Annotated in this window: 2 protein-coding genes; both read left to right on the top strand. The window is 56.0% G+C overall.

Translation table 11 applies throughout. From position 1 onward, the window contains the following. The first annotated feature begins 156 nt into the window (after positions 1-156). Positions 157-393 (top strand): hypothetical protein, encoded by a 237-nt coding sequence (locus tag IQ22_RS23100; protein WP_145146132.1) that lies wholly within the window; start codon positions 157-159, stop codon positions 391-393. A 162-nt stretch (positions 394-555) separates the two neighbouring features. Beyond that, a partial coding sequence (locus IQ22_RS23095; RefSeq protein ID WP_145146131.1) for a tyrosine-type recombinase/integrase occupies positions 556-1,013 on the top strand: 458 nt, incomplete at its 3' end.

The following is a 1,013-nucleotide window of genomic DNA, read 5'->3' as shown; positions in this document are numbered from 1 at the left end:
CGTTACCTGGGAATTGAGGCTGATGAAATAGCGGTAGGAACCATCAGCGAGGGGCAGTAAAGGGCAGATCACTACCATGCCTTGTGCCTGGATAGTCGCCCGCTTTGCCTGTTCGATCTGCCTGAAGAGACTCATGCGAGGGCTGGCGTCCTGTGTGTGGATGATGACCTTGGCGCCCTGTTGCTCAAGCGGTGGAACGCCACCGGTATCCGGGTAAAGGACATGGCGCGCATCGATGCCTTGTGCAGGGCTGCGCCGGCACTGGTTAATTCGCTTGATCGTCTGGAGCGCGCCGTCTCCGCTATTTCCCTTTCACCTCTTGTCACCGAGATGGTGGAGCGGCCGGTTCAGGTAGCCCGACAGACGCTGGCTCAGGCGCTGGGACATAGCTAGGCGATGGGGCAGGCTGCCTGTGGGGAAAAGGTGTGGGATATCTTTAGTCAGGCTTGCTGAATCGCAGTTTTCATAAGGCTTATAGGTGTATATGTATGAGGATATCTTATCCTCATACATTTTGTTTGATTCTAATGACTTGAGCAGTATCATGAGCCTCATATGAGCAAGCTAACCCCCAAACTCGTTAAGGCCCTTTCCGAGCCTGGAAGCTACCAGGACGGTCGGGGTCTTCAGCTTCGCGTTTCGGCCCAGCTGCGCAAGAGCTGGGTGTTTCGGTACATGATGAGTGGCCGGCGGCATGATCTTTCGGTAGGCAGCTATCCGGCAGTCTCCCTGCGGGATGCGCGCCTGGCGGCAGACAAGTACCGCCTTGAAATCTCACGCGGGATCAATCCGGTCCTTGAGCGCCGGCAAGAGCGTGAGGGCAAATCCTCTGAGAAGCTGGAAGCAAAGACCTTTCAGAGTGAGGCTGCCCGCTATATTCGTACACACTCGCCCAGCTGGAGTACCAAACACTCGCAGCAGTGGCAGAACTCACTGGCTAAACACGTGTTTCCTGTAATCGGCTCCATGCCGCTGGCCCAGATCGACACTGATGATGTACTGGAAGTGCTCGA

Origin of the sequence: Pseudomonas duriflava, assembly GCF_007830155.1 — a bacterium.
Lineage (GTDB): Bacteria > Pseudomonadota > Gammaproteobacteria > Pseudomonadales > Pseudomonadaceae > Chryseomonas > Chryseomonas duriflava.
This window is presented reverse-complemented; position numbering and strand designations above follow the sequence as displayed.